22 protein-coding genes, 3 tRNA genes and 1 rRNA gene are annotated in these 26,907 nt (G+C 34.4%); 7 read left to right on the top strand and 19 right to left on the bottom strand.

Annotation, left to right across the window (positions count from 1 at the left end; translation table 11 throughout):
* The 17 genes from QM867_RS07485 to QM867_RS07405 form a co-directional block, all read right to left on the bottom strand.
* A 16S ribosomal RNA gene (locus QM867_RS07485) occupies nucleotides 1-307 on the bottom strand; the annotation flags it as partial.
* A gap of 242 nt (nucleotides 308-549) precedes the next feature.
* A tRNA-Glu gene (locus QM867_RS07480) sits at nucleotides 550-621 on the bottom strand.
* Nucleotides 622-1,034: 413 nt separating this feature from the next.
* Nucleotides 1,035-2,993 (bottom strand): ATP-dependent zinc metalloprotease FtsH, encoded by a 1,959-nt coding sequence (ftsH, locus tag QM867_RS07475; protein ID WP_414315459.1) that lies wholly within the window; start codon nucleotides 2,991-2,993, stop codon nucleotides 1,035-1,037.
* 16 nt (nucleotides 2,994-3,009) lie between these two features.
* A complete protein-coding gene (gene hpt / locus QM867_RS07470) occupies nucleotides 3,010-3,552 on the bottom strand; it encodes a hypoxanthine phosphoribosyltransferase (protein ID WP_000890190.1) in 543 nt (180 codons plus the stop codon).
* 4 nt (nucleotides 3,553-3,556) lie between these two features.
* Nucleotides 3,557-4,834, bottom strand: coding sequence for a tRNA lysidine(34) synthetase TilS (tilS, locus tag QM867_RS07465; protein ID WP_414315458.1), 1,278 nt, complete (start codon nucleotides 4,832-4,834; stop codon nucleotides 3,557-3,559).
* Entirely contained in the window at nucleotides 4,831-6,099 is a 1,269-nt protein-coding gene (locus QM867_RS07460; protein WP_414315457.1) for a serine hydrolase, read from the bottom strand. The genes tilS and QM867_RS07460 overlap by 4 nt, the downstream gene beginning before the upstream one ends.
* Complete coding sequence (locus QM867_RS07455; protein WP_045762396.1) at nucleotides 6,092-6,214, bottom strand: SP_0009 family protein; 123 nt, start codon at nucleotides 6,212-6,214, stop codon at nucleotides 6,092-6,094. Before QM867_RS07455 ends, QM867_RS07460 begins: the two co-directional genes overlap by 8 nt.
* Before the next feature lie 6 nt (nucleotides 6,215-6,220).
* Nucleotides 6,221-6,589 (bottom strand): septum formation initiator family protein, encoded by a 369-nt coding sequence (locus tag QM867_RS07450; RefSeq protein WP_000277028.1) that lies wholly within the window; start codon nucleotides 6,587-6,589, stop codon nucleotides 6,221-6,223.
* Entirely contained in the window at nucleotides 6,582-6,848 is a 267-nt protein-coding gene (locus tag QM867_RS07445; RefSeq protein ID WP_001234970.1) for an RNA-binding S4 domain-containing protein, read from the bottom strand. The genes QM867_RS07450 and QM867_RS07445 overlap by 8 nt, the downstream gene beginning before the upstream one ends.
* 63 nt (nucleotides 6,849-6,911) lie before the next feature.
* Entirely contained in the window at nucleotides 6,912-10,403 is a 3,492-nt protein-coding gene (gene mfd, locus QM867_RS07440; RefSeq protein ID WP_414315456.1) for a transcription-repair coupling factor, read from the bottom strand.
* 4 nt (nucleotides 10,404-10,407) lie between these two features.
* Nucleotides 10,408-10,977: an aminoacyl-tRNA hydrolase gene (pth, locus tag QM867_RS07435; protein WP_414315455.1), complete on the bottom strand. Its 570-nt coding sequence runs from the start codon at nucleotides 10,975-10,977 to the stop codon at nucleotides 10,408-10,410.
* Nucleotides 10,978-11,049: 72 nt separating this feature from the next.
* The gene (gene ychF / locus QM867_RS07430; protein ID WP_045762398.1) at nucleotides 11,050-12,165 is read right to left on the bottom strand and encodes a redox-regulated ATPase YchF; all 1,116 of its coding nucleotides are present in this window, start codon (nucleotides 12,163-12,165) and stop codon (nucleotides 11,050-11,052) included.
* 84 nt (nucleotides 12,166-12,249) lie between these two features.
* Complete coding sequence (locus QM867_RS07425; protein ID WP_414315454.1) at nucleotides 12,250-12,444, bottom strand: DUF951 domain-containing protein; 195 nt, start codon at nucleotides 12,442-12,444, stop codon at nucleotides 12,250-12,252.
* Nucleotides 12,445-12,510: 66 nt separating this feature from the next.
* Nucleotides 12,511-13,647 (bottom strand): DNA polymerase III subunit beta, encoded by a 1,137-nt coding sequence (gene dnaN, locus QM867_RS07420; protein WP_414315453.1) that lies wholly within the window; start codon nucleotides 13,645-13,647, stop codon nucleotides 12,511-12,513.
* A gap of 157 nt (nucleotides 13,648-13,804) precedes the next feature.
* Nucleotides 13,805-15,160: a chromosomal replication initiator protein DnaA gene (gene dnaA, locus QM867_RS07415; protein WP_414315452.1), complete on the bottom strand. Its 1,356-nt coding sequence runs from the start codon at nucleotides 15,158-15,160 to the stop codon at nucleotides 13,805-13,807.
* Nucleotides 15,161-15,381: 221 nt separating this feature from the next.
* Nucleotides 15,382-16,140, bottom strand: a complete 759-nt coding sequence (locus tag QM867_RS07410) for a ParB/RepB/Spo0J family partition protein (protein ID WP_414315451.1) — start codon at nucleotides 16,138-16,140, stop codon at nucleotides 15,382-15,384.
* A gap of 56 nt (nucleotides 16,141-16,196) precedes the next feature.
* Nucleotides 16,197-17,381: a S1C family serine protease gene (locus QM867_RS07405; protein WP_075231096.1), complete on the bottom strand. Its 1,185-nt coding sequence runs from the start codon at nucleotides 17,379-17,381 to the stop codon at nucleotides 16,197-16,199.
* Nucleotides 17,382-17,566: 185 nt separating this feature from the next.
* Here QM867_RS07405 and rlmH point away from each other — a divergent pair, with 185 nt between their 5' ends.
* From rlmH to QM867_RS07375, 6 genes are all read left to right on the top strand, one after another.
* Complete coding sequence (rlmH, locus tag QM867_RS07400) at nucleotides 17,567-18,046, top strand: 23S rRNA (pseudouridine(1915)-N(3))-methyltransferase RlmH (protein ID WP_075228914.1); 480 nt, start codon at nucleotides 17,567-17,569, stop codon at nucleotides 18,044-18,046.
* Nucleotides 18,047-18,089: 43 nt separating this feature from the next.
* A tRNA-Arg gene (locus tag QM867_RS07395) sits at nucleotides 18,090-18,163 on the top strand.
* Between the two features lie 163 nt (nucleotides 18,164-18,326).
* On the top strand, nucleotides 18,327-18,461 hold the full coding sequence (locus QM867_RS07390) for a ComC/BlpC family leader-containing pheromone/bacteriocin (RefSeq protein WP_080979250.1): 135 nt from the start codon (nucleotides 18,327-18,329) through the stop codon (nucleotides 18,459-18,461).
* A 22-nt stretch (nucleotides 18,462-18,483) separates the two neighbouring features.
* Nucleotides 18,484-19,803, top strand: a complete 1,320-nt coding sequence (comD, locus tag QM867_RS07385) for a competence system sensor histidine kinase ComD (protein ID WP_414274057.1) — start codon at nucleotides 18,484-18,486, stop codon at nucleotides 19,801-19,803.
* Nucleotides 19,800-20,552, top strand: a complete 753-nt coding sequence (gene comE, locus QM867_RS07380) for a competence system response regulator transcription factor ComE (protein WP_049530388.1) — start codon at nucleotides 19,800-19,802, stop codon at nucleotides 20,550-20,552. The genes comD and comE overlap by 4 nt, the downstream gene beginning before the upstream one ends.
* A gap of 120 nt (nucleotides 20,553-20,672) precedes the next feature.
* Nucleotides 20,673-20,746 (top strand) — tRNA-Asn (locus QM867_RS07375).
* Nucleotides 20,747-20,958: 212 nt separating this feature from the next.
* Here the strand turns inward: QM867_RS07375 and QM867_RS07370 are convergent.
* Nucleotides 20,959-21,501 (bottom strand): TetR/AcrR family transcriptional regulator C-terminal domain-containing protein, encoded by a 543-nt coding sequence (locus QM867_RS07370; protein ID WP_414261039.1) that lies wholly within the window; start codon nucleotides 21,499-21,501, stop codon nucleotides 20,959-20,961.
* Between the two features lie 129 nt (nucleotides 21,502-21,630).
* On the opposite strand from QM867_RS07370, the gene QM867_RS07365 reads away from it, so the two are divergent.
* Nucleotides 21,631-24,282, top strand: a complete 2,652-nt coding sequence (locus QM867_RS07365) for a YhgE/Pip family protein (RefSeq protein ID WP_414315450.1) — start codon at nucleotides 21,631-21,633, stop codon at nucleotides 24,280-24,282.
* A 31-nt stretch (nucleotides 24,283-24,313) separates the two neighbouring features.
* Here QM867_RS07365 and QM867_RS07360 read toward each other — a convergent pair whose 3' ends face one another.
* Complete coding sequence (locus QM867_RS07360) at nucleotides 24,314-26,863, bottom strand: YfhO family protein (RefSeq protein ID WP_414315449.1); 2,550 nt, start codon at nucleotides 26,861-26,863, stop codon at nucleotides 24,314-24,316.
* Nucleotides 26,864-26,907 lie beyond the last annotated feature (44 nt).

The raw sequence follows: 26,907 nt of genomic DNA, 5'->3' as shown, positions 1-26,907 counted from the left end.
CCCTCTCAGGTCGGCTATGTATCGTCGCCTTGGTGAGCCGTTACCTCACCAACTAGCTAATACAACGCAGGTCCATCTGGTAGTGATGCAATTGCACCTTTCAAGCAGATATCATGCAATATCTACTGTTATGCGGTATTAGCTATCGTTTCCAATAGTTATCCCCCGCTACCAGGCAGGTTACCTACGCGTTACTCACCCGTTCGCAACTCATCCAGAGAAGCAAGCTCCTCCTTCAGCGTTCTACTTGCATGTATTAGGCACGCCGCCAGCGTTCGTCCTGAGCCAGGATCAAACTCTCATTAAAAGTTTGAGTTCTCACTCATTTCTGTCACTGACAGATTTATTGTTTTTTTCATTGTTCAGTACTACAACCTTAGTTGTAGTGCCCTGCACATTGGTTCGTCTTGTTCAGTTTTCAAAGGTCTTTGCCACTCACTTCTCTCAAGTGACAACTATATTAGTATATCACAGTCGCTTTCGCTTGTCAACACTTTTTTGAAACTTTTTTTAATTTTTTTCATCTAGTGTTTCATCTGTAACATACTATAGTCCGTACGGGATTCGAACCCGTGTTACCGCCGTGAAAAGGCGGTGTCTTAACCCCTTGACCAACGGACCGGAGTTGTTATTTTCAACTCTTACTATTATACCGACTTTTCTTACTTTGTCAACACCTTTTTTAAACTTTTTTTCATTTCTCCTGAATTACTTCCTTCAGCTCTCTGAGAAGGGCTTTGCGGCCTTTAAAACGTTCGTCTACCCAGAGTTTCGGTTAATTTTTTTCTTACAATAATTGTTTTTTTATGAAGCACATATCATTTTTTGAAACATTTTTTCATATTACTCAAGTAACTGTTGCATTCTTATTTTCAGAAAATTTGAATCATTTCCTTTAGGAGAGCATTGACATAGGTGAACTTGTATTTTGTTTTCTATATATCGAAATCTTTGATTTAAATTCGAGTTCCCTCAACTTTTTTAAAAAAAACAGAGAAAACTTGTGCCTCCTCTGTTTATAGTATTTAAGATAATTAATTTTCTTCATTCATTTTTGACTTTACTTCATCATAAGATAGTGCATGAGATTCCTCTTCTACTGTTTCAGGCATCTTTCCTGTTTCGTAAAGAGATTTAATTTGTGTACTATCCAATGTTTCGTATTTCAATAATGCTTCTGCAATCAACTTGTGAGTTTCACGATTTGACTGAATAATTTCAGCGGCTTTATTTCGTGCCTCATTCAATAATGAACGAACCTCTTCGTCAATTTCATAAGCTGTTTGTTCTGAAATTGATTTTTGAGGGCTTTGTGCACCAAACATAGCATGATTACCCTCATATTGTACGGGACCAAGTTTTTCACTCATTCCGTACTCTGTAACCATTGCACGCGCCATTTGAGTCGCCTGTTCAAAGTCGTTTGAAGCTCCTGTAGTCTGGACATTAAAGATAATTTCTTCAGCTACACGTCCACCCATCAAGCCAGCCAATTGCTCTTTCATATCTTCTTTGGATAGAAGCATTTGGTCTTCCTTAGGAAGTGCAATCATGTAACCACCTGCACGACCTCTTGGTACAATTGTAACCTTATGAACAACACGGGCATTCGATAAGACTAGGCCAACAATGGTATGTCCTGCCTCATGGTAGGCAACCAATTCACGTTCTTTTTGTGACACTGTCTTATCTTTCTTAGATGGTCCAGCGATAACACGATCTTCTGCTTCATCAATATCTGAAGCATCAATTATCGATTTATTACGACGAGCAGCAACCAAGGCTGCTTCATTCAATACATTCTCTAAATCAGCTCCAACAAAACCTGGAGTTTGTTGAGCCACTAATTTCAAATCAACATCTTCTGCTAAAGGCTTGTTCTTAGCATGAACTTTCAAGATTGCTTCACGACCTTTAACATCAGGGCGACCAACCAAAACTTTTCTATCAAAACGTCCTGGGCGCAGAAGGGCAGGGTCAAGTACATCTGAACGGTTTGTCGCAGCGATGACGATAATCCCTTCATTTCCCTCAAAACCGTCCATCTCAATCAAAAGTTGGTTCAAGGTTTGTTCACGTTCGTCATTACCTCCACCGAGACCGACTCCACGTTGACGACCAACAGCATCAATTTCATCGATAAAGATGATAGCTGGTGCTGCTTTTTTGGCATCTTCGAAAAGAGAACGAACACGACTAGCTCCAACTCCGACAAACATTTCTACAAAGTCAGAACCTGAGATACTAAAGAATGGAACACCAGCTTCTCCGGCTACTGCCTTAGCAAGTAACGTCTTACCTGTTCCCGGAGGTCCCTCCAAAAGAACACCAGCTGGAATCCGGGCACCCAATTTTGTAAATCGTTTTGGATCTTTTAAAAATTCAACAACTTCAACAAGTTCTTGTTTTTCTTCCTCTGCGCCTGCGACATCTGAGAAGCGAACTTTAATATCTTCTTTATTAGCAGCCTTAGCTTTACTACGTCCAAAACTCATTGGATTACGTCCGCTATTTCCGCCCATATTTCCCATCATAGAGAAGAGGAAGAAGAATAAGATAGCAAATGGTACTACTGAAACCAGGATGTTAATCCACATACCACTTGAGCTTTCGTGTTTCACTTCAATTTGTGTTTGATGTTCACTTGCTAGCTTTTGCAAATCCGCTACAGTTGTATCTGATGGGAGGACAATACTTGTAAATTTCTCTACTTTTGTAGCAGAGGGTGTAAAAAATTGAATTCCCGTTTCCTGTTTCTCTGTCTTAGCAGTTTTGTAGACACCATACACTTCAATAACACTACCACTTGGTTGGTAGGTCATTTCTTTTACATTGTCGTTAGTGATTTCCTGAACCAATTCTGAGTACTTAATTTGTTGACTATGACCAGCGGATCTGCCAGCAAAAAAGTACTGGAATCCTGTCACTAGCAAGAAAATCATCAACAAATAAAGAAATGGATTTTTTATGAAACCATTATTTTGTTTTTGCATTCAAACACTTACCCTTCTATTTTGAGTAAACTTCCTCTTTCAATACACCTACATAAGGAAGGTTACGATAGTTTTCATTATAGTCTAAACCGTAGCCTACAACAAATTCATTTGGAATTGTAAAACATGTATAATCTGCTTCGATTTCTACTGTACGACCTTCTGGTTTATCAAGCATTGTGACAATCTTAACAGAAGCTGCTTCTCTTGCAGTAAACATATCTCTCAAACTCTTCAAGGTTTGACCAGTATCAATAATATCTTCTACAAAGACAACATGTCGACCTTTAATATCTTGAGTTACGTCTTGTTTAATATTAATGACACCACTACTTACAGTCCCACCATGATAGCTAGAGACCATCATAAAGTCCATTTCAAGATGTGTATCAATATATTTCACCAATTCTGCCATAAAAGGAATAGAACCTTTTAGAATTCCAACTAAAATCGGATTTTTTCCCTCATAATCTTTTGTCAACTGAGCACCCAATTTTTTAGCTGCTTCTGTAATTTCATCTTGTGAAATCAAAATTTTCTTGATATCTTTTTCTAACATGATTTTACCTATCTATTTTTTCTATATAAAGTACAGTGTTCATTATATCATTTTTCATTTTTTTACTCAAATCACTGATTTCAATTCCTAAAACTGAATAAATTTTTCCAAATTGCTCAATGATAATAGCTTTTTCTCGTTTTTCTTTAGGAATTTTTAAATCAATAAAAAGTCGTCTTAGTTTTTTACGATGACCATTTTTTATCAAATAATCACCAGGCTGTCGATGCCGTAAAATCAACGATGTTTCACGAGAAACATTCATCTTTTGAACATTTTCCCCTTTTAGAGGAATTCCAAATGAAAATAAATAACCTTCATAATGAACTTGATTTTGATAGTTTAACACACACTCACTACTTTTTTCATCAGACTTTGGTCTAATTTTACCAATTCGAAAGTGCTGGTATTCTTTTACAAGTTCATAACCATTTTTTATACAATGGCGATATTGACTCTTAGTTTTTAAAATATGATGAATTTCTTGAAATTGTTCTCTTGTTACATTTAAATCAGCAAAACAACTAAGGTATTGTTGTAGTAAAACTCGCTGTGTTGCTTCACTAAAAGATAAAAACTGAGTTAAATCTTCCACATTGACTGTTTGAGATAATTCAGTCAGAGCAATTTGATAGTCAGATACTTCTTTTCCAAACTCTAAAAACGCTCTCTTTAGCTGAATATTTTCTTTTTCCAGTTGTGGTAAGTAAATATTACGAACTCGATTGCGAAAATAATGATTTTCTTTATTCGTCCTATCTTCAAAATGCTCAACTTCAGAAAAATCCCTCTTATAAAAAGACAGCAAAGGACGAATTAATTCTCCCTTATCAAATTTTTGCTTCTCTTTAATAGCCGATAGATGATGCAACCTAGTGCCTCTAATCAATCTCATGAAAATCGTCTCAACTTGATCGTCCGCATGATGAGCTGTTACAAGAGCTGTAGAGGAGGTTTCTCTCATCACATCTCTAAAAAATTCATAGCGAAATTGACGAGCTCTCGATTCTGTAAAAGCTCCAGAGAAGTTAGCTACATAAATCGGAACTCCAACTTGTTCAGCTAGTTTTCTTAATTCATGTTCTTCATTGTCTGACTCTGGTCGTTGTTTATGATTTACATGAGCTAAAAACAATTCAATCCCGAGTTCTTCTTGATAGGTTGATAGGAGGTGAAAGAGAAACATCGAATCCAATCCGCCAGACAAGGCTAGTACAACTCGTGAATGATCTTTAAAATAACCTTTTTCTAGAAAATGATTTAAAAAATCTTGGTCTCTCATTTTAGGACCTCATAGACATCCTTAGCAATTTTAGAAATGGTATCATAATCAGAATTTTTGGTAAAGATTGAAATAATGAAAGGAGAATCTATATAGACTATTCCTACATCGTGTTTAAATTCATCTGCATCCCCAATTTTATGGGCTACCTTAGCAGAAATATTCTTAGCAATCCGCTGATTATCAAAAGCTGTTTGCGATAGAGATTCTAAAACAAAATCATTCTGATTATAAATAGATTCCATAACTTGACCAGCCATTTTAGCTGAAGCTAACTTCTCTGTTACGTTCCACTCTTCACCTGCGATAGCAGTCATTTCGTTTTTAAAGGCTTCATCTGATTTATTCGTAATATAATAAGCAAGAATATTATGAGCTACATTGTCAGATTCTTTCGCTGTCTTTGTAATTAAATCTTTGAGAGTGTACTCTTTATCGTCCGCTGTTTTAGGGAGGCTTCCACTTCCTTCGGGTTTATAAGAACCAGGGAAATCATTTACTTCAGAAACGTACTTCAATTTCGTGTCAAGTTGGTAATCACCTTGATTAATTTTTTCTTGAACATAATAAAGATAAGGCAATTTCATAACACTAGCAGCGTACATTTTTTGATCTTCATTAATTCCAGCTTCCTTACCCGTGCTCAATTGTTTAACATAAATAGAAAACTGTTCATTTTGATAATTCGCAGATAACAACTCTTGTACTTTCTGGATACGATTGTCATCGTTGGAAATGTAATCCGTCGAAACCCAACCAATTTGTTTGATATGTAAAAATTCATGACCACCAGCAAAAATAGACATATCTACTTCAACCTCTTGATAAGCTGCTAAAGTAGACTTTAATTCTTGTTGATCATAAGGACTATTATAAACGACAAATCCTGGTTCTAACCATACTCGTTTAGAAAAATCGTTTACGATGGAACTATCGTATAAAAGTCGTTTATCAGCCATCACAAATTGATTATTTGACAATTTAAAGACAGGCTGTCCTTGTTTATTTAATCTCCATTCTAAAACAGATAATTTTGTATCTGCATTGACTTTTCCTGATTCTTTAATCAAATCTTCTGTAGAATAAACAGACGTTTCACCATAAAATTTTGGAGATTCTATAACATCTTGATAGTAAAAATGATACGAAGCGTGGGTTAAGGAATAAACTTCTTGGTTTGGAATGATAACTGGATTCTCAGTGCTTACTACTTGGACACTTTTTAAAAAAATAGGAAGTAGTAATATCACTAAAAATTTACGCATTCTTTTTTTCCTCTTCTTCTTGTAGCCGTAACAGATGATTTTTTTGAGCTAACTCTTCTAATTTTTCATCTGATTGACTTAAAAACTTTTCTACAATATCTAATAAATTTTCCATTTTACATTACCTAGGAAGTAAGTCCGGAATAGTATAAACTTCCTCCCATGATTTTGAATAGTAATATTTTGCACGCAAATACTTGGCTGCGTATGTTTCATCCTTTAATTTGGTTGCAAGATTCGATTCTTTATCTTTTTCATCGCTCAATTCTTGATACTGTTTTTTCAAATCGGCTAACTGTTGGCGACGTTCGAGTAGTTGCTGATAACTTTGAGTCAAATTATAGGTTGGTAGGATGAACAACAACATAATCAAAATCAAAACCCAGCCCATAAAACGATTTCGTCTTTGTCGTTCTTCCATCAAGTATTTACGACGTTGGTGTTCATTTTGAATAAAAGAATTATTCATTTGTACAATTTTTTTATACATCGTTTTCTACCCTTGTTTCGCTGATAATTTCATACATACCTGCGGCATCTTCTTTTTTAGTGCTATCTTTCATCTCTAATACTTTTACAAGCAACAACTTATTTCCAAAACGAATTTCGACTTGGTCATTGATTTTTAAATCTGTAGAGCTCTTAGCAAGAATACCATTTACCTTGATACGTCCCTTATCTGCAACTTCTTTAGCCACTGTACGGCGCTTAATAATTCTTGACACTTTTAAATATTTATCTAATCTCATCTTTATTACCTCAAATTATTATTGTACCATTTTTATCACTTTTATAGAAGAAAAATGTCATACCTAATTTGACTCTTTTAAATTTTTTATAGCCACTAGGGATTCAGCAAAAGTCAACAATCCTTCTAAAATTTCATAATCTTTTTTATTTCGAATATCAAATACAACTTCAATTAAACCTTGATTTTCTGAAATATTGGCCTTCAAACTTGTCTGAGATAGAGCCTGGAAATAATCTTGTGTTAAAAATAGTTGCTGCGAAATTTTTTCAAATTGAATGACAAGTTTATTATTTTTTCTTTCAACACGATTGACAAATACTTTATCAAGGTAAGCTTTTACTAATCCAATTTCTAAAAGATAAGCAACTACATCAGGATATTCTCCAAAACGGTCGATCAACTCATCTTGTAATTCTTCGTAGTTGACACGATTGTCAATTTGACGAATTCTCTTGTAAATTTCAATTTTATGCCGTTCATCTGAAATGTACTCATCCGGAAGATAAGCATCAATTTGTAAAATTAACTCAGCATTTCCTTTTTCACGTTTCTTGTCAGTTCCATTTTTCTTAGCAATTGCTTCTTCTAGTAACTGAGAATACAACTCAAACCCAACAGAATCAATAAAACCAGACTGTGAACTTCCTAAAAGATTCCCAGCTCCACGAATGGATAAATCACGCATAGCGATTTTGAAACCAGAACCTAGTTCAGTAAAACCTTTGATGGCCTCTAATCTTTTCTCAGAAACTTCTGTCAAGGTTTTATCTGGACGATACATGAGATAAGCATAGGCAATTCGATTACTACGACCAACCCGACCTCTTAATTGATACAAGGTTGACAATCCCATATGGTCTGCATTTTCTATAAACAAGGTATTGGCATTTGGAATGTCTACTCCTGTTTCAATGATTGTTGTTGTTACTAAAATATCATATTCACCTTCAATAAAATCAAGTAGCGTATTCTCCAAACGAATTTCACTCATTTGTCCATGAACAAAGCCAATCGAAGCTTCTGGAATCAACTCTTGTAACTCTGAAACTTTCTTTTCAATCGTGTCAACTTTGTTGTAAAGATAGTAAACCTGACCACCACGATCCATTTCTCTCAATACAGCATCACGAATGATACGATCATTCTGTTCAAGTACGTAGGTTTGAACAGGATATCGATTAGTTGGAGGAGTTTCGATGACAGATAAATCTCGGATACCTAGCATAGACATATGAAGAGTTCGAGGAATTGGTGTAGCTGTCAAGGTTAAGACATCAACCTTCTTTTTTAATTCCTTCAAAGCTTCCTTATGCTTAACACCAAATCGTTGTTCTTCATCAATAATCATCAACCCCAAATCAGCAAACTCAACATCTTTAGATAAAACTCGATGAGTTCCTATCAAAATATCTACTTGACCTTTTTTTAATTTCTCAAGTGTCTCAGTCTGTTCTTTTTTACTTCTGAAACGACTTAAAACATCTACGTTAACAGCAAATTGCTCAAATCTTTCCTTGAAATTACTATAATGTTGCTGAGCAAGAACAGTAGTTGGTACTAAAACGACAACCTGTTTATGATCATTGACAGCCTTAAACGCAGCTCGCATTGCTACTTCTGTCTTACCAAAACCAACATCACCAACTAAAAGTCGATCCATTGGTTGAGCACTTTGCATATCTTTCTTGATCTCTTCGATACTTCGAAGTTGGTCCTCAGTCTCTACATATGGGAAGGCTTCGTCAAAAGCGTTTTGGTCTTCATCATCTTTTGAAAATGCAAAACCTTTAAGTTGACTTCTCTCTGCATATAACTTAATTAAATCATCTGCAATATCTTCAACTTGACTCTTTACTTTTTGCTTCGCTTTTTTAAAACGTCCATCGTTTAATTTGTTTAACTTTGGAGCCTTACCATCACTAGAGACATACTTAGAAAGAGTCTGTATCTGCTCCACAGGGATAGAAATACGATCTCCATTTTGATATAGAACACTTACGTAGTCTCGATGAATTCCTTTGATTTCAATCGTTTCAATCCCTAAATATTGCCCAATACCATGAATTTGATGAACAACATAGTCTCCTTTTTGGAGCTCGTTATAATCCTTTAATCGCTCAGCGTTGCTGATATTTTGTCTTCTATATTTCCGTTTAATCTTCTTTTTAAAAATCTCATATTCAGTGATAAATACAAGATTTTCATCAACAAAATGAAACCCATGTCGCAGATTTCCTTCAACAAGATTGACAGTTCCTTTACAGATTTCACTTTCGTCATTATTGTCAACTTTAATATCGTATTCATCAAAAATCGTTGACAGTTTCTTTAGTTCAGTATTGCTACTTGATTGAAGAACAATCGTATACTTCAATTTTTTATAACGTTCAATTTCCTCTTTCAGAAAAGAAAACTGATTAAAGAACTCCTGCATAGGATATTGATTGAACTGATACAGATGATGAAATTTCAAATTTCCAAGCCCTTTTTGAAAATTTGAAAAGAAACTCGCTGGTACATGTTTTTTAAACTGACTTTCTACATCAGCAAAATATTGTAAACTTGACACCGTTTTACTATTGTGTAAATCTTCTGTAAAGTAACTAGCAGTTTCCTTATCAAAAGCATCGTACTGATTCATGATTTTTTGAAAATCATCAAAGATAATGGGCACTTGATTCAAATAATCTATCAGTGTCCACTGTTTTTTATAAAATACAGATAAAAACTTACGAATATCAGCATGAAGAACTTGCTCTTTCGTGCAACTAAAAACTTCTTCTAAGTAAGACTTTAAAGTTGGAGAAAGTGCCTTATCAATCTCATGTTCTAAAAATTTCTGACCACGATGATAAGCTTCATTCGTTAACAAAATATCACTAGCTGGATAGATTAGTACTTGAGTTTGACTCTCTTTTGATAATTGAGTTTCGGCATCAAATTCTCTAATCCCATCAATCTCATCACCAAAAAATTCTATCCGATAAGGAGATAGTTGAGAAGTTTCAAAGATATCCAGGATATCTCCACGAAGGCTAAATTCTCCCTGAATTTGAACTTGTGTAACCTTCTTATAACCAAGGGAAATCAAGTGATTTTTTAATTCTCTTTGTTCGCATTCTTGGCCAACTTGAAGTTCTAAGATACTATCATCAAAAACTTGAGGATTTGGTAAGAATACCCGACTAGCTGCGACATTACAAACTAAAATCCCTCTTTGAGACTTATCTCTTAGAAAACGCAAAGCTTCAACCCTAGAAAAAATCTTTTCCTGAGATGATACCAAAAATTCGACCATTGGTGAATCATCTACTAGAAATGGATAAACCAGATCCGAACCTAGTATGGAGATTAGATCATTGACCAGACGATCAGCCTCTCCATATGTAGAAGTCATCACTAAAATCTTATCCTGACTCTTCATACTACTAGCAATCGCTAAAGATTTTGCTGAGCCAGAAAGACCTAGCAATAATTGTCTTTGTTTCTGTGGTAGGTTCTCATGCCAAGATAGGATTTGTTTATTCTCTAAAAAGAAATCTAATAAATTCATTGGTCTACCCATTGTATTTCTGCATTGTTTTTTCAAATTTTTTCTCTTGTAAATAATAATTTACAGCATCGTCAACCTTGTCAATAGATTGTAAAATACCTATATAGTCATCCTTGTCAAATTTACTCAAAACGTGGTGAACAACAGACATTCCTTTTTTAGGTCTACCGATACCAATCTTTACACGATTGAAAACCTGTGTACCAATATGTTGGATAATTGACTTGATACCATTATGACCGCCAGCTGATCCTTTAGCGCGAAGTCGAATTTTTCCGACTTCCATGTCAAGATCATCGTAAATAATCAGTAAATCTTCAATATCTAAACCATAGTAGGTTAACAATGCATGAACAGCTTTTCCACTTTCATTCATAAAAGTCATCGGTTTCACCAGATAAATTTTTTCACCGTTAAGAAAAAATGAGGCTAACTCAGCTTGGAATATCTTATCGTGTGTAAAGGTAACATTCTGTTTTTTTGCTAGTTGGTCAATCAGCATAAAGCCAACATTATGTTTAGTTTCAAAATATTTATCCCCTGGATTTCCCAATCCTACAAGTAATTTCGTCATTTATATTTCCTTTCAAAAGTCAAAAGGGTTGGAATTTTTTTCCAACCTAATTGACATTATTTTAAATATTGATTAAACGTTAAAGCGGAATTCCATAATATCGCCATCTTGCACGACATATTCTTTTCCTTCTTCACGCAAACGTCCAGCTTCTTTTACAGCCTTTTCAGAGCCATATTTTACCAAATCGTCATAAGACATGGTCACTGCACGAATAAATCCTTTTTCAAAGTCAGAGTGGATGATACCAGCTGCTTGAGGAGCTTTCATGCCACGTTTAAAGGTCCATGCACGAACCTCCTTTTCACCAGCTGTGAAGTAAGTTCCAAGTCCAAGCAAGTGATAAGCCGCTCGAGTCAATTTGTCAACGCCTGATTCTGTCAAACCAATGGCTTCAAGAAACTCTTTTTTATCTTCATCGTCCAATTCAGAAATTTCTTCTTCAGCACGCGCTGAAATTACTACTACCTCTGCATTTTCTGTCGCTGCAAATTCACGAATTTGCTTCACATAATCGATAGATTCTGGGTCGCCAACCACATCCTCATCAACGTTAGCTACATAAAGAACTGGTTTCGTGGTCAAAAGGAAGAGGCCTTTAACTACTTTTTGTTCTTCATCAGTAAATTCAATGGTACGTGCTGATTTACCGTCTTCAAGAACTGGTTTAATCTTTTGAAGAACGTTAAATTCTGCAACTGATTCCTTATCTTTTTGAGTACGTGCCATCTTTTCCACACGTGCATAGCGTTTATTGACTGATTCTAAGTCAGCAAGAATCAACTCTAGGTTAATAGTGTCAATATCTGCTAGAGGATCCACAAAGGCATCTTCACGACCTTGCTCACGCATGACATTTTCATCATCAAAGGCACGAACCACATGAACAATGGCATCAACTTCACGAATGTTAGCCAAGAATTTATTCCCCAGACCTTCTCCTCTTGATGCTCCTTTTACAATCCCCGCAATATCTGTAAATTCAAAGGTTGTTGGAACTGTCTTTTTAGGAGTGATCATTTCAGTCAATTTTTGTAGGCGTTCATCTGGTACTTCTACCATTCCAACGTTTGGATCAATGGTTGCAAATGGATAGTTTGCAGCCTCTGCTCCTGCTTTTGTAATTGCATTAAATAGGGTTGATTTACCGACGTTTGGCAAACCCACAATACCTGCTGTTAAAGCCATAATTTCTCATTCTCCGTTCACATTTCAATCCCTAATATTATAACACAAAAAGGGAAAACTTGCTAACCCTCTAACCAAGGGTTCTTAGTCGATAATTTTACTCATTTTTCTTTCAAAATCATAGCGACTCATCATAACTACATGTTCACAATTACTGCATTTTATCTTGATATCTGCCCCAACACGGGTAATTTCCCAGCAATTTGCTTTTTTGCCTGTTGACTTTATCGTACAAGCATGTGGTTTTTTCATTTCAACAAAATTTCCAACTTGATACATGGTTAGTCTCCTTTTTCTTTTTCGATTATATCATAAAAGAGGCGAGCTAGGCTCAACCTCTTTCCATTAATTTGTACGAACTGGCGTGATGAGCTGCATGAAATCTTCATCAATGTCTGCTGGAACAAGGGTGAAAGGACGAACTGCAGAGATAAAACTGATTGTAACTTTTTCGCTATTCAAAGCTTTCAGTGCTTCAATCAAATAAGTTGGGTTGAAACTTATTGTCAAATCAGCACCACTTACATTTTCAGTATCAATTTCTTCATGTACTTTCCCTACTTCTGGAGAGTGAACATGGGCACTTACAATTCCTTCTTTGATTTCTAATTTAACAGTACCATTTTGTGTTGCACTTGATAAGAGGCGAGCACGTTCCATAGATTGACGTAGTTTAGCAACGTCAAAAGTCACTGTTGTATTGAAATCTGTTGGAATCAAACGATCTGTATCTGGATAATTCCCTTCTAAGAGACGTGTGTAGAAGCTAATATTTTCACTTCTAAAGAGAATTTGATTATTGGCGAAGAAAATCTCTACTGTTTCGATATCATCCGTAAAAACAGCTGAAAATTCTCGTAGCGAGCGACTCGGGATGACAACATCAAAATCATCACTATTTTTTTCAAGAGTCAATTTCTTCTGACTGAGACGGTGAGAGTCTGTTGCAACTGTTTTTAATTCTTTGTGGTTGCTTAAAACAAAGTGGACACCCGTCAAAATAGGACGACTTTCTTGAGTGCTAGCTGCGAAAGCAGTTTCGTTGATAATCTTTTTAAGAAGTTTTGTTTCAAGAACTAAAGGATTGCTTGCAGAAATTTCCTGAATACGTGGATATTGCTCGCTATCTTTTCCTTTAAGAGTAATCTCTGATTTTCCACTAGTTAAGACAATTTGCTTTTGTTCAATCTCTTTAAAATCAAGTGTTACATCTGGAAGACTTGAAACAACATTTATAAAGAAAGAGGCTTCCAGTAGAACTGAACCTAAAGAATTAATCAAGAGACCTGCATTTTCATTTTTTTGCGAAATGAAATTTTCAATTGAGATTTGACCATTTGATCCAATCAAGGTAATTCCTTCATTGGTAACATCAATTTTTACAGTTGATAAAATAGGAATAGCATTTTTTGAGCTAATAGCTCTTTTTGTTGTATTTAAAGCTTGTAAAAATAAATTTTTATTAATTGAAAAATGAATCATGGATTCTCCTTTATTCTTTTTATTATTAGAAGGATAATAGTAATAATAGAGCGTGTGAAATGTGTGGAAAACAGATGTTAATCAAGAAAACTCAAGGACAGAGCCTTGTTTAAAAAGTGTGGATAAATAAAGAAATTTTTCTAAAGTTATCCACAAGTTATTTAATTTTCTTTTTGATTGCTTCGATTTCTAAACGTAAATTATCATCTGTTTCAAGCATGGATTTGATTTTTCCATGGGCATGAATGACCGTTGTGTGGTCTTTGCCACCAAACTCTTTTCCAATTTTAGGAAGGCTATTATCTGTCATTTCTCTGGCTAGGTACATGGCAACTTGACGGGCTAAAACGATATTTTGAACACGTCTAGTTCCCTTCATTTCCTTGACACTAACACCATAAAAGTTTCCAACTTCTGTTTGGATTTTATCAATTGGAATCACAATCATTTTGCTGACGTCTTGTTTACGAGCACGAATAGCTTCAGCGGCAATGTCAACTGTGATATCGTTAATCTTTTTGACTTTGGCCATTAGGCTGATATCATTGAGTGCACCCTCGAGTTCTCGCACGTTAGAGTCAAATTGTCCAGCCAAATATTCGAGTGTATCATTCTGAAAATGATAATTGAGACGTTCAGTCTTACTCTGTAAAATCGCAATACGTGTTTCAAAATCAGGTGGTGTGATATCTGTTGTTAATCCCCACGAGAAGCGCGTGACCAGACGTTCAGGAAGACTCTCTAAATGTTCAGGTCTACGGTCGCTTGTCAAAACAATCTGCTTATTATTATTGTGAAGGGCGTTAAATGTATTGAAAAACTCTTCCTGAGTCTGAACTTTCTTTCCACTAAGAGATTGAATATCATCAATGAGTAGGAGGTCTAAACTACGATAAGTTTTTTTGAATTTTTCCATATCATTGAGTCTCAAATGCTCTAGGAATTCATTAATGAAGCTTTCAGCAGGTATATATTTAACACGCGCATTAGGACTTTTTTTTAGAATTTCATTACCAAGGGCATTTAGTAGGTGGGTTTTTCCAAGACCAGGCCCTCCATAGATAAATAGAGGATTATAAGTTAGTCCAGGATCTTCAGAAACTGCTAAAGCTGCGGACTTAGCCCAAACATTACCATTTCCTTGGACAAAATTATCGAAAGTATACTTTTCCTTGAGTCCTGTTTCAGAATATGGAATAGTGGACGGACTTGTCTGATAATCATTAATAGAATCAGGTTCTATAGCTATTTGAGAGGCAGTTTCTTCAACTTTCGTGAAGACATAATGCGCCTTTATTTCAGTATCATAGATTTCAAAACCTGCTGTTAAAAGGATTCCATTGATATTTCTTTCCCAAAATATCTGCATCTCATCTCGGGGTAAGAAAATCGTTGCAGTGGCATTTTCTACTTTAACTAGGGTGGCATCTAAGATGTAAAAATCATAAACTGATTGAGTCAACCGATCATGCGCAAGTTCTAAAATACGATTCCAAAATTGTTTTTCTTTCAATGACTTTCTCCTCCTTTACTATAAAATTTTAAAGTTTTATTGATAGAATCATTTTACCATAGATAAGATTATTTTTCCACAAGTTGTGGAAAACAATTAACAATGTTTTTAGTTTTTATCCACAAGATGTGGATAACTAAGGAGAAATCTGAAATATAAGGCTTTTTAAAAAGATAAATCGGTGGATAACCATGTTAGTTAAGAATAATAAAATAACAGCCTTATTTCAGGCTGTTAATAAATTGTTGATATTCATCTTGGTTATGGAAGGAAATTGAAATTTTACCGCTATCTTTTTTTTGAAGGCTAATCTGAACATCTAATCCGAGTATTTTTTTCAATTTTTGCTCTTCCTCTTTGACAAAGTGGTCTTTTTCTTTTTTACTACTCTTCTTATTTTTTTGTAGTATTTGTTCAACTTGTCTAACTGAAAGATTTTCTGTTTGAATACGATTCAAGAGTTTATCTTGTTTATCACTTGATAATTGAATGAGGAGTCTAGCATGAGCCTGGGAAAGCTTCCCACTTTCGACTTCTGTCAGGATATGTTTAGGTAGCCCTAACAATCGAACTAGATTTGTAATATAAGGTCTAGATTTCCCCATTTTTTCAGCAATTTCTGTGTGGGTAAAACCTTTATCGATTAAGGATTGATATGCTTTAGCTTCCTCGATAGGATTTAAATTTTCGCGTTGGAGATTTTCAATGATAGAATGAAGCATCATATCTTGATCAGAAAGTTGCTTAACAATGACTGGAACTTCTGAAAGTCCAGCAGCTATTGAAGCACGATACCGCCTTTCTCCAGCTAGGATTTCATATCCAAGTACTGGAGATTTTCTAACGATAATAGGCTGAATCAAGCCGTTTTCCTTAATAGATTGTGCCAGTTCTTGTATTTTTTCTTCTGAAAATTCCTTCCGAGGTTGATAGGGATTTTTTTGAATATCTTTTATTTGAACAATTTTAAATTCTTCCATAATTCTACATTAACACAACTTAGATATTCTGTAAAGCAACTTTACATATCTGTAAACTATTGTTCCAAATCACTAGTACTCTTATCTAATTTAATGGTAGTTGTTTCTTCCTTGCCATTACGGTAGTATGTAATGGTCATGCTATCTCCGATAGAATGGCTATATAGAGCACTTTGTAATTCAGTAGTTGAAGAAATAGCTTTATCATCCACTTTTGTAATGACGTCATATTGTTGTAGATGTCCATTGGCAGGCATACTAGTTATAACAGAACGAACAACTACTCCTGCAGTGACACTTGATGGTACATTCAATCTTTGTAAATCAGTGCTACTAAGATTTGAAAGGTTTACCATTTGAATGCCCAAGGCTGGTCGAGTGACTTTTCCATTCTTTTCCAATTGATTGATAATATTGATGGCATCGTTTGAAGGAATGGCAAAACCAAGTCCTTCCACAGACGTTCCACCGTTTGTGGCGATTTTACTAGATGTAATTCCGATTACTTGTCCCTGAATATTGATTAAGGGACCGCCAGAGTTTCCAGGGTTGATGGCTGTATCTGTTTGGATAGCCTTTGTAGAGATAGCTTGTCCATCTTCAGATTTTAAAGAAACATTTCTATTCAAACTTGACACGATGCCTTGTGTCACGGTATTGGCATATTCAGAACCTAGAGGGCTTCCGATTGCAATAGCTGTTTCTCCAACTGTTAGTTGATCAGAATCTCCAAATTCGGCTACTGTAGTCACCTTATCTGCAGCAATTTTTACAACTGCAATGTCAGAATAAGTATCAGAACCAACAATTTCACCTGGAACTTTAGTCCCATCTGCTAAACGAATATCAACTTTTTTAGCGCCATTAATAACGTGAGTATTGGTTACGAGGTAAGCAAAGTTACCTTCTTTTTTATAAATAACTCCAGAACCTTCACTAGATACTTGCTCAGTATTTGTATCTGTATCAGTCTCTGTAGATCCAAATAAACTATTTTGGGAGTTTGCGGAGTAAGTAATGACAGATACCACAGCATCTTTAACTTTATCGACTGCCTGTGTGGTTGAGTTTTCATTTTTTACAGCTGTTTTGCTGACAGTGGTTGTATTTGTTGGACTAGTGTTTTGTTTTTGACTGAGCTGCAATGTTGTAAAAGTACCTAAAACACCACTAAAAAAGCTAATGAGAATGACTAATAAAAGTTGTCCCCATTTTTTGGAACTAGTTTGTAAGTTTTTCATAGAAGCCTCCATGTTTTTTTAATCAATGAAAGTATAAAATAGCTAGCTTAATCCAAGCTTAAAGACAAAAAAGTTTTTCACAATCTGTGGATAACTTTCAAAAACCTGTGAATTTATTGAAGTTTTTCAAAATCTTATCTGTGAATAAGATGTGAAATTGAGTGTGAATATGTTAGAATAGAAGAATGAAAATTAAAGTGGTAACAGTTGGAAAACTGAAAGAAAAATATCTCAAAGATGGCATAGCAGAATACTCTAAGAGAATTTCACGCTTTGCTAATTTAGAAATGATTGAGTTGTCAGATGAAAAAACACCAGATCGGGCCAGCGAATCTGAAAATCAAAAGATTTTGGAGTTGGAAGGGAACCGCATTCTTTCTAAAGTAGGAGATCGTGATTTTGTAGTTGTTTTAGCTATTGAAGGAACAACTTTTTCTTCTGAAGAATTCAGCAAGCAGCTTGAAAGAGCCTCCATTAATGGATTTTCGACAATCACTTTTATCATTGGTGGGAGTTTAGGACTCTCTCCAGAGGTGAAAAAGAGAGCCAATCTCTCTGTTAGTTTTGGGAGATTAACGCTTCCTCATCAACTGATGAGACTAGTCTTAGTAGAACAAATCTATAGAGCATTTTCGATTCAACAAGGCTCACCCTATCACAAATAGATGATTGACTAAGCTAGCTTTTTTTGATAAGATAGATAGGTAAGGTCTCATAGCTCAGCTGGATAGAGCATTCGCCTTCTAAGCGAACGGTCGCAGGTTCGAATCCTGCTGGGATCAGTTAAATCGTAAGCTGGGAAAAAATCCCAGCTTTTTTTGTAAAAATTTGACATTTCAGAATAAAATTTGAGCATTTGAGAAATAATTCTCTATAGGTATCGTAGATTTTATATAATATTTTTGTAAGTTAATTTACAAGAAAAACATTATAGGAGTTTATATTATGAAAAAGAATACAGATTTTGCTCAAATGAAAGATTTCCAAGAATTGAATGAAAAAGAACTGCAGGAAATTAGAGGTGGGGAATGGAGACCTATGTATACAATAAATAATTTTCTTTTTTCAAAAAGTAAGTAAGTAAAAATAAAGGTGGGAAATAATGGATTTATTCGGATTAGTAATTGCTATTGTTTATGTTTTTATTATTAGTAAAATTCATGAATGGGTTTGTAAAGCAACTAGAAAAGACCAATATTTTTTTAGTCTTTATATCTTTCTACTACCATTAGTATTAGAAGTAACTCTCCATTTCTTGAACTTAGATAGTTTTGGTTTGTCTAAATTGTTATTTCCTTTCCTCCTATTTGGTTACTTTGTTGGATTTAAGAAGTATGAGAAATCTAAGGGAATTTTTATCAGTCTATTATTTTCTCTTTTATATAATAGTACTAATAACTTTTTATCAGTAACCTTATCATCTATTACAGGAGATGAGTTTGCATTGAAGTATAACAATTATTTTTCTCTATTTATCCTGATCTTAACTTATTTGGTTATTAAAGTTGTTGTTTCTTATTTCCATCTCGAATTTAAATATTTTGATAAAGACTATCTATATCCTTTTCTGAAAAAAGTGCTCTTTACATTTATTTTTCTACACGTTGTCTCTTTCACTTCAGATATTGTGAGTACGATTCGTCACTTAAATGGTTTTGGAAGTATTTTATCATCCATTATTTTTGTTGGCCTACTTTTGACTTTCTTTTCTATGAATTCTCACAAGGTTCAAATAGAAAAAGAGATTGAATTGGAACAAAAGAAGTTTGAGCAAAAACATTTACAAACTTACACGGATGAGATTGTTACTTTATATAATGAAATTCGTGGTTTTCGCCATGATTATACAGGCATGCTTGTCAGCTTAAGAATGGCGATCGAAAGTAAAGATTTACAAGAAATTGACAGAGTTTACAGTGAAGTTCTTGTAAAGGCGAATCAAAAATTACGTTCAGACAAGTATACCTATTTCGATTTGAACAATATTGAGGATTCAGCACTTCGTAGTTTGATTGCTCAATCTATTGTCAATGCGAAAACGAATGATGTAGAGTACACATTAGAGGTAAAAGATATCATCACACCTTTGTCTATGGAATTATTAGACTTGGTGCGCGTGATGAGCGTTCTGCTCAATAATGCTGTTGAAGGGGCAGTTGAAAGCTATCAAAAACAACTAGAGGTAGCTATCATCAAATTGGATCTTGAAACCCTAGTTGTTATCCAAAACTCTTGTAAAAAAAGAAAGGTAAAATCCGAAGATTTATTTGAATTAGGATTTTCAACTAAAGGAAGACATAGAGGACTTGGACTCAATAATGTTAAAGAAATTTTAGGAAAATATGACAATGTTATTTTAGAAACAGAAATTGATAATGATGTATTTAAACAAGTGATTAGATTTAAGAGGGAACTGATATGAAAGTATTAATTTTAGAAGATATTATAGAACACCAAGTAAGGTTGGAAACAACTTTGAATAAAATCTCTAAGGAAACAAATATTCCTATCTCCTATAAAACAACAGGAAAAGTGAGAGAGTTTATGGAATATGTAGAGCATGATGAAGTTAATCAGCTTTATTTTCTAGATATTGATATCAATGGGATTGAGAGAAAAGGATTTGAGGTTGCTCAATTTATTCGTCATCGCAATCCTTATGCCATTATTGTTTTTATTACAAGTCGATCTGAATTTGCTACCTTGACTTATAAATACAAAGTTTCAGCATTGGATTTCATTGATAAAGAAACCAGTGATCAAGTTTTTAAAAATAGAGTTGCCGACTGTGTGCTTTACACTAAAACTACTTTACTTGAAAACCAATCAGTCGTTGATTATTTTGATTATAGTTATAAAGGAAATGATCTTTGTATTCCTTATCATGATATTCTCTACATTGAGACAACTGGAACTTCTCATAAATTACGAATTGTAGGTAAGAATTTTGCAAAAGAATTTTATGGAACAATGACAGATATTCAAGAAAAGGATAAGGAAACCCAACGTTTTTATCTAGCTCATAAGTCATTTTTAGTCAATATCGGTAATGTGAGAGAAATTGATCGTAAAAAAATGGAAGTTGTATTTTATGAAGATCATCGTTGTCCTATCTCTCGCCTAAAAACTAAAAAATTGAGAGAACTAATGGCTAAAAACCAAAAAAAGTAATTGACAATTTTTGATAAATTGATATAATGGTTATATCTGCTACAGGTAGAGGGTCCGTTGGTTAAGAAATCGTCTTTTCATAGCGGTAACACGGGTTCTAATTCCGTACGGACTATTTAATCCGCCATAGCTCAGTTGGTAGTAGCGCATGACTGTTAATCATGATGTCGTAGGTTCGAGTCCTACTGGCGGAGTCAGATGAAAGGAACACTAATTTGGTGTTCCTTTTTTTGATTCTTTGTTCGATGTAATGAGGGGAGGCATACCTAACATACGGAGAGATAATGATTTTTGTCCTAAAATAAAACTAAGAAAATTGTATTGCCTTAGCCTAATAAGAACAACAAAATAGGCTCCATAATATCCATAGGGGTTTGATTCCCTATAACTATTATAGAGCTTTTTATTAATTTGTATCCCCTAACATTTTCATTAAAAAGTCCGTGATTTCTTGTGGACTTTCTTTTTTTCCGTGGGCAATCCAGGTTTGACAGACTCCAAAGAGAGCATTTGTTAAGTAGACGCTACTGTATTCTAATTCTATTTCATTTAGTTTGAGTTGCATAAAACGTTTTTGAAGGTCCGTGCTCAGTAGGATGTGAAGCTTATTTCGCAGGAAATTTTGAATTTCCTTGGTTCCATTTTCAGATAAAAGAGCTGCTAGGAGTGGTTCTGATTCTAAGTATTCAAATACTTCTAGAATAGCATCTCGTTTGTGATTAGCATGTTTTTGAAAGATATATTCGAAGGTATGAAATAGTTTACTTTGGTAATGTTCAATCATGTCGTATTTATCTTTGTAATGAGTATAGAAACTGGAGCGGCTAATTCCAGCTTTTTGCGCTAATTTAACAGTTGTAATCTGATCGAATGGTTGTTCCATCAATAATTCTACCATAGCATTTTCGATAATGCGCTTGGTTTTTAATCGTTTATTACTTTCTTGCATGTTCCCTCCAGATGAACATTTTTAGACAATATGTTCAAAAATAGATTTTTTATCTTGTCTTTTTAATTTTTTTATGTATAATCTATTATATCAGAAATTTAGACAAGTAGTTTAAAAAAAGGAGACAATATGTTTAAAGAATGGAAAGCAATCTTTAAAAAACCGACATTTATTATTGTCATGATAGGAATTTCCTTAATTCCAGCTCTTTACAATATCATTTTCTTATCATCAATGTGGGATCCATACGGTAAACTTTCGGAGTTACCTGTAGCAATTGTTAATAAGGATCAAGCTGCTACTTATAACGATGAAAAACTCACTATTGGTGAAGACATGGTGTCTAATTTAAAAGATAGTGATAGTCTGGATTTTCATTTTGTAGATGAAGGTGAGGGAGAAAGAGGACTGCGGGATGGAGATTATTACATGGTTGTAACGTTGCCAAGTAATCTTTCTGAGAAAGCTTCTTCTATTCTTACAAATCATCCTGAACAGATGACGATTGACTATCAGACATCAAGTGGTCATAGTTTTATTGCAAGCAAGATGAGTGATTCTGCCATGACACAAATCAAACAGACTGTGGCTACTAATGTTACTCAATCTTATACCAAAGCTTTATTTGAGAAGATGGGTGATTTAAAACTTGGTTTATCTCAAGCGGCAAATGCAAGTTTACAGTTGGCTGATGGTTCTAATAAGCTTTCTGATGGTAGTCAAACCTTATCAACCAATCTTCAAACCCTAGCTCAATCAAGTCTCATATTTTCTAATGGTGCTGATCAATTATCTACAGGATTAGGAAGCTATACAGCTGGCGTAAATCAGTTAAATCTTGGTCTTGGTAATTTTAATACTGGTTTAAATCAATATACAGGCGCTATTTCACAAATCGATAATGGATTAAAACAACTGAACTCAAAGACACCAGCTCTGGTATCAGGATTGACTCAACTTGATGCAGGCACACAAGCCTATACAGGTGGTGTTTCTCAACTTAATTCAGGATTAAATCAATTTTCACTTGGTATTGATACTTATACAAATAGAGTTCAAAGTCTATCATCAGGTGCAAATCAGATTTCTAAACAATCAGAGACTCTACGTACAGGATTAACACAACTTAATCAAGGAATTCAAGAACTGTCTAGTCAATTAAGTTTATCAACTCAACAAAGAGATCAGATTCATCAATTAGTTTCTGGCTTGGAGCAACTGAATCATGATATTCAAACGTCAGACACAGGAGAAATAACAGAGTTAACAAATCAGCTTTCTAGTAGTCTATCAACGATTGCAAATTCAGCACAAAGCATCGTTACTTCAAATCAATCTGAAAAAGAAACTACTTTATCAGCTATTCAATCTACGAGTGCTTATCAAAGCTTAACTCCTGACCAACAGGCAGAGATAACTTCTGTGGTTTCTAATCAATCATCTTCTACTAGTGAGTCAGCACGAACAATTTTAACTACAGTTCAAACGTTACAATCTTCTTTAGAGAATGTAAATAATCAAGCAAATAGCCTTAGTCGCTTAAAAACAAGTTCAGCGAAATTGTTGCCAACTACTACTGCTACCTTGACAAGTTTGTCAAGTGGATTAACACAGATTCAAACAGCAATTGATGGTCAGTTATTGCCAGCTCGTCAAACTCTATCTGGTATTGACAGCTATACAAAATCTGTAGACCAAGTAGCTTTAGGAGCAAGTCAGTTGAGTTCGAAAAATTCGAACTTGACAGGAAGTTTCAATAAGTTGCTACAAGGCTCTAATCAGTTGACAGAAAAATCTTCTACATTGACAGGTGCAACTGCTAAGTTAGCAGCGAATGGGCCAGAATTAGCAACAGGAATTGATAAACTTGCATCAGGTGTCAACCAAGTAAACAATAAAACATCAGATTTAACTGCTGGATTTAATCAATTACAAGCGGGTTCTCAACAATTGGCTGATAAATCAGACCAGCTAGTTTCAGGAGCAAATCAACTGGCTAATGGTTCTGAAAAAATAGCTAGTGGAGCAGATCAACTTGCTCAAGGCTCAGAAATTCTACAATCAGGACTTGGAAAATTAAGTGATGGTTCAAGTCAATTAAATCAAGGTTTGATAGAGGCTGAGGGACAATTGAAACAGGCTTCAACTGAACCAACAAATGCAGATTTACTAGCTGATCCTCTAAGTCTTTCAAAAACTGATAAGGATCAAGTAGCAGTTAATGGAATTGCTATGGCTCCATATATGATATCAGTTGCTCTTTTTGTTGCTGCTATTTCAACTAATATGATTTTTGCTAAATTGCCTTCTGGGCGCCATCCAGAAAGTCGCTGGGCTTGGTTTAAGTCTCGCTTTGAAATTAACGGTATCATTGCTGGTTTGGCAGGAGTATTAGTTTATGGTGGAGTACATTTAATCGGACTGACTGCAGTTCACGAATTCAAGACCTTTGCTTTGATTATTTTAACCAGTCTTGCTTTCATGGCGATGGTAACAGCATTGACAACCTGGAATTCTCGCCTAGGCGCCTTCTTCTCTTTAATTTTATTACTCCTTCAATTAGCATCAAGTGCAGGAACTTATCCTTTAGCTTTGACGAATCAATTCTTTAAAACTATTAACCCATGGTTACCTATGAGTTATTCAGTTTCAGGTCTACGACAAACCATTTCTATGACAGGTAATATTCATAGTCAGATTATTTTCCTTATCTTTACAATAATGATTTTTGTTGCTTTAGGAATGCTTGCCTACCAACCTAAAAAAGTTGAAGAAGATTAAAAACTATCGACCAATTCGGTCGATAGTTTTTTTATCTAGAATATTTTTTTCTTTGAAAATCGTAAAAGATAAAGATAATAATGGCTATAAGAGAACAACTTGCACCAGCAATAAATCCTTTTGGAATAAATGAAAGGGTAATAGTTCCTTCACCTTCAGGAACATCAATTTTCATAAATCCAGTTTGTGCCTGTTGAATTTGTAATTTTTTACCATTTTGATAAGCAGACCATCCTTGGTCATAAGGAATTGTGAAAAAAATTGATGTCTCATTCTTTACCTTATAATTAACAATGACTTTATTTTTATAAGAGCTCACTTCTACTGGATTTTCTTTTATTTTAGTAATTGCCTCCGTATACTTTTTAGTATCTAATCGATAGAAAGTTGGAGATTCAAATGATACTTGAGCATTTCCTGGGAACTTAACTTGGATATCAAAAGTTTGTTTATGGTCTGTATACCCAAGATTAAAAAATGTAAAAGCATTATCTGTGGTAAAGGATTTTTTTTCACCATTGACAATGATGTCAACTTGCTTTTTCTTATCATTAGAGAAATTTAGCTTTGTCATTGAAAGATAAACCTGACTATTATCAGGTACTTCAATGCTGTAGTTGATAGTTGCATCTTCGATAGAAGTTCCGTTTAAATTGACCAAACTATCACTAGAGTCTTTATAATAATTTATTGGAGAATAGTACTCTTCATTTAAATCAGCAATTTGATTTAAAAATTGAGTTTGGTTATCAAGAGTATGGTCATTGAAAGTGACATCTTTGTAAAGAGACTGTGTAGCAAAAGCAATTGGCAGAGCAAATTGATTTTTATAAAGGGTTAGATTATCTTTTTGATAGCTAGGATGAAAACCAAATTTATCTGGATAGGTTTCAGAAATATTATAGCTGATTCCAAATAAACTATCTGCAATGATACTGTTATTTGCATAACGGAGATTAAGGTTGGTACCTGAAGATTTAAAACCCAACTTGTCTAAAGTTGTACTTGCAGAACGATTACGAACAGATGAAAATTGGGAAATGCCATTGTAGTTAAATTTCATGCTGTCATTTCCAGTCTGTGTCTGCAATTTTTCAGTTCGTGTAAATGTATCTGGTTGCTGTTTGATATACTCCAAAATAGCTTCCATACTTGGAATATCTTTATCATAGGTAGTACGAGAAGCAAATCCCCATTCTTTCGTAATTCCATTGAATTGCGATGAAGCATTAAAACTAATTTCACTTATTGTAAAGATCAAAATAAGAATTGAAAAGATTTTTGGAGAAATCAGTTTTTTAATAAGTGCTAATAACAACAGCAAGTATACCACTAAGAATTCAAGCGTTAAGAGTATATTTAATTTAGTTAAAAACGAATAATGATTTTTAAAATAAATGGTTGCCAAATAACCAGCTAAAATGAAGGCCATTGAGCATAAAACATTCCACAATTTTATATCTTTAACCCTATTTAAAACTTCTGCTGATATATAAATCAAAAGAGTGGAGAAAATCCACGCATAGCGATGAAGAAACATATTTGGTGCGTGCATTCCTTGCCAAAATAGATCTAAGGCTTCTAGATAAAAACTAGCAATGATGATAATGAGTAGAGTTGTATAGCATAGTTTCACGTGAAACTTAATTGATCTTAATGTAAAGAATACAATTGTTAAGATGAAAGGAAGGAGGCCAACAAAAATCATAGGGATGGAACCATATTTAGTTGTATCGAAAGCACCAATGAATTGTTTAGCGAATAGATCTAGATACCAACTGGCATCTGTTTTTATTTTTGTAATAGCGGTTAGTTTTTCACCATGAGTTCTTAAATCAAACAAGGTTGGGAGTGTCATGATGAAACTTGTTAAACCAGCGAGTAAGGAAGTTATAATGAAATCAAGGAAAGAGAACTTACGTCTTTTAAAATCCCAGGAAAGTTGGCAAAAATACCAAACAATCAAAAACAGGGCAGTCATATAACCAAAATAGTAGTTTTGGATAAATAATATTGACAAACTTGTAAAGTATAAAATACGTTTTTTATCCGTTATGAGTAGATGTAAACCTGTTAAAATCAAGGGGATTAAAATAAAAACATCTAACCAAGTTTTTATTTCGAGTTGACTAACTGTAAAGCTCATTAAAGCATAAGAAGTAGATAGAGCAAATCGAAGTGGGGCTAGTATATTTTTAAATAGTTTACTCAAGCTAAAAAAGGTTGACAGACCTATCAAGCCAAATTTCAACAAGGTTGACAGATAGACTGAATCTGGCATGCCTGATACATCAAAAAAATAAACAAGAGGAGATAGAAAACTACCAAGATAATAACTGGACAAGGCATAAAAATTGAGACCTAGACCGCTGGTAAAGGTATAAAATAAACTACCACTTCCATGTAAAATATGACGGAGATTAAGATCAAAAATAACATATTGATGAAACCCATCCCCTAATAAAGGTGAAGTATCACTGTTCCAGTAGATACCTTGGGAGAGATAGACTCCTGACATAATCACTAGGGGAATGATGAAAGAAATAAGATAGGTCCAATAGTTTCTAAAAAATGTTTTCATGTTACCTCATAGAATGATAGAAAACTCAGTTGGTTAATCCAACT

It is taken from the genome of Streptococcus infantis (assembly GCF_047463635.1).
GTDB classification, from domain to species: Bacteria; Bacillota; Bacilli; order Lactobacillales; family Streptococcaceae; genus Streptococcus; species Streptococcus infantis_W.
Note: the sequence above shows the minus strand (reverse complement) of the source record. Positions and strands in the feature narration are given on the sequence as shown.

Coding starts and splice junctions, on each gene's coding strand:
- ftsH (WP_414315459.1), bottom strand. CDS start 2,993: ATGCAAAAACAAAATAATGGTTTCATAAAAAATCCATTTCTTTATTTG.
- hpt (WP_000890190.1), bottom strand. CDS start 3,552: ATGTTAGAAAAAGATATCAAGAAAATTTTGATTTCACAAGATGAAATT.
- tilS (WP_414315458.1), bottom strand. CDS start 4,834: ATGAGAGACCAAGATTTTTTAAATCATTTTCTAGAAAAAGGTTATTTT.
- QM867_RS07460 (WP_414315457.1), bottom strand. CDS start 6,099: ATGCGTAAATTTTTAGTGATATTACTACTTCCTATTTTTTTAAAAAGT.
- QM867_RS07455 (WP_045762396.1), bottom strand. CDS start 6,214: ATGGAAAATTTATTAGATATTGTAGAAAAGTTTTTAAGTCAATCAGAT.
- QM867_RS07450 (WP_000277028.1), bottom strand. CDS start 6,589: ATGTATAAAAAAATTGTACAAATGAATAATTCTTTTATTCAAAATGAA.
- QM867_RS07445 (WP_001234970.1), bottom strand. CDS start 6,848: ATGAGATTAGATAAATATTTAAAAGTGTCAAGAATTATTAAGCGCCGT.
- mfd (WP_414315456.1), bottom strand. CDS start 10,403: ATGAATTTATTAGATTTCTTTTTAGAGAATAAACAAATCCTATCTTGG.
- pth (WP_414315455.1), bottom strand. CDS start 10,977: ATGACGAAATTACTTGTAGGATTGGGAAATCCAGGGGATAAATATTTT.
- ychF (WP_045762398.1), bottom strand. CDS start 12,165: ATGGCTTTAACAGCAGGTATTGTGGGTTTGCCAAACGTCGGTAAATCA.
- QM867_RS07425 (WP_414315454.1), bottom strand. CDS start 12,444: ATGTATCAAGTTGGAAATTTTGTTGAAATGAAAAAACCACATGCTTGT.
- dnaN (WP_414315453.1), bottom strand. CDS start 13,647: ATGATTCATTTTTCAATTAATAAAAATTTATTTTTACAAGCTTTAAAT.
- QM867_RS07410 (WP_414315451.1), bottom strand. CDS start 16,140: ATGGAAGAATTTAAAATTGTTCAAATAAAAGATATTCAAAAAAATCCC.
- QM867_RS07405 (WP_075231096.1), bottom strand. CDS start 17,381: ATGAAAAACTTACAAACTAGTTCCAAAAAATGGGGACAACTTTTATTA.
- rlmH (WP_075228914.1), top strand. CDS start 17,567: ATGAAAATTAAAGTGGTAACAGTTGGAAAACTGAAAGAAAAATATCTC.
- QM867_RS07390 (WP_080979250.1), top strand. CDS start 18,327: ATGAAAAAGAATACAGATTTTGCTCAAATGAAAGATTTCCAAGAATTG.
- comD (WP_414274057.1), top strand. CDS start 18,484: ATGGATTTATTCGGATTAGTAATTGCTATTGTTTATGTTTTTATTATT.
- comE (WP_049530388.1), top strand. CDS start 19,800: ATGAAAGTATTAATTTTAGAAGATATTATAGAACACCAAGTAAGGTTG.
- QM867_RS07370 (WP_414261039.1), bottom strand. CDS start 21,501: ATGCAAGAAAGTAATAAACGATTAAAAACCAAGCGCATTATCGAAAAT.
- QM867_RS07365 (WP_414315450.1), top strand. CDS start 21,631: ATGTTTAAAGAATGGAAAGCAATCTTTAAAAAACCGACATTTATTATT.
- QM867_RS07360 (WP_414315449.1), bottom strand. CDS start 26,863: ATGAAAACATTTTTTAGAAACTATTGGACCTATCTTATTTCTTTCATC.